1 protein-coding gene is annotated in these 1,765 nt (G+C 56.8%); it reads left to right on the top strand.

Translation table 11 applies throughout. The features are described from left to right. Nucleotides 1–987 precede the first annotated feature (987 nt). Nucleotides 988–1,692 carry a capsular polysaccharide export protein, LipB/KpsS family gene (locus WS62_RS35360; protein WP_082721382.1) on the top strand — a complete coding sequence of 235 codons (705 nt, stop codon included), beginning with the start codon at nt 988–990 and terminating at the stop codon, nt 1,690–1,692. The last annotated feature ends 73 nt before the right edge of the window (nt 1,693–1,765 follow it).

Here is a 1,765-nt window from a genome sequence, read left to right as displayed (position 1 = left end):
ACCGACTGATGGAACCACTCGGCTATATCCCGCCCGCTGAAGCTGAGGCAAACTACTATCGGCAACTGAAAACCGCTGCCGCTGAAACCGCATTAACTTAAACCAACCAGCCTCCACGATTCCCGGGGCGGTTCATGCAGTTTGATGAAGCCTGCGCGGGACCGCTTCAGGAAGATCTGATTTTCCAAAGCTCTTTCCGGTTGTAACTGAAGACGCTGCAAGTTTAGCTAGGAATCCAACTGTTTGGGGCACTCCAGCGCCGTTCCACGAAGGCCATCCGTCTTGGGGGGGCTTGGGGCTTCCATTAATCTCCAGCTACCTTGCGATCCGCGGCGTGGCGAGACGATGGGCGCAGCAGCATACTAGCCACAGGTAGGGTCGTTCAAATACCAGATCGGCGACGACCTCGAACTGTTGGGTGACAGGCTTTCAAGACGGTATGGCGCGTCCCTGCATCCTGGGGGCGGTAGGCGCCGTCGTAGGGAAAGACCGTCGGAGGGTGGGGCTGTCTGACATTGCCGAGTCGGTTGGGTAGTTCGAACATGTCGACCCCGGCGCGGACAACTTTCTGCTCTGGGGGCATAGCGATCTCCTGACAGTTTCATCGCGAAGGGGATAGCCGAAGCCGCAATGCGTGTCAGCGTGACAAACTGACAACTGCCGGATGATGTCGCCTAATCCGGTACACGCCAAATCAAGACCTCCCACCTATGCGCTACCGCAATCTTTTCCGTGCCGGTCCATCGGAGAGGAAAGAGCTACATCTCAAGCGACCAGTATACACATGAAAAATATATGGTCGGCAAGCTTCTTCAGGCGGACCTGGTAGTTCGCGTTGTGAATTTCATACGCTAGACCGGCTGTCGTTGATTTATACTGCCCGCGGCATGTGGTCCGCGAGCGCCGGTGGCATCTTCAAGTCTAGGAGCGCCGCTGCTGGAACAATTGTTCTCCCTCTGAAGCTTTCTTAATCTTCGTGCTCTTTCGATGAGACGCTCGTTCCTAGTGTTGCAGGGGCCCGCATCGCCATTTTTTGAGGCGCTATGCACTACGTTGCTTGACCGCCGCCACGTTGTTCGGCGCGTCAACTTTTGTGGTGGCGATTTGGCGTATTCCGGCAAAGAGCCCAAGTGGAACTACGTTGGGCCGCAAAGTGACCTCGCGCTTTGGTATGGCGATGTGCTGGGCGCCGGGGACTTTAGCGACGTGCTCATGTTCGGCGACTGCCGCGCGATTCATCGGCCTGCTCATGCCGTTGCGCAGTCGCTTGGTGTTAAGGTGCATGTATTCGAAGAAGGCTATGTGCGGCCGGATTGGATTACGCTGGAACCATTTGGCGTCAATGGCCGCTCTATGCTGCCTCTCGATCCGGAGTGGTATAGGGGGCAGCGTGAAACCAATCCTCCGGGGCAGCCAACTGGATATAGTCTCCAGACTCGATCATGGCACGACATCCGCTATCGAATGGCTAACGCGTTCCACGCGTGGCGTTTCCCGAATTACCAGAGCCATCGCCCATATAATGGCCTCATCGAATATGCCGGTCTCACCAATCGTTTTGCCCGGCTCGGCAGGTACCGGGCGGAAGCGCGTCGAGTCACTTCAGCACTCGTCACTGAGCGGCGCCCCTACTATCTAAGAGGTGGCCGCGCAAATTCGGACAACCGGATAAGTGGAACGGCTGGGGCCTGAGCCAGCGATAATGCAGGCAAAGGAACCCAAGAAATGACGAAGAGAACCCGAAGGACGCACTCAGCGGCGTTCA

The organism is Burkholderia sp. ABCPW 14 (assembly GCF_001523835.1).
Taxonomy (GTDB): domain Bacteria; phylum Pseudomonadota; class Gammaproteobacteria; order Burkholderiales; family Burkholderiaceae; genus Burkholderia; species Burkholderia mayonis.
This window is presented reverse-complemented; position numbering and strand designations above follow the sequence as displayed.

What these genes read in the sequence shown, in the direction of transcription:
- WS62_RS35360 (WP_082721382.1), top strand. Translation starts at nt 988, where the DNA reads ATGAGACGCTCGTTCCTAGTGTTGCAGGGGCCCGCATCGCCATTTTTT.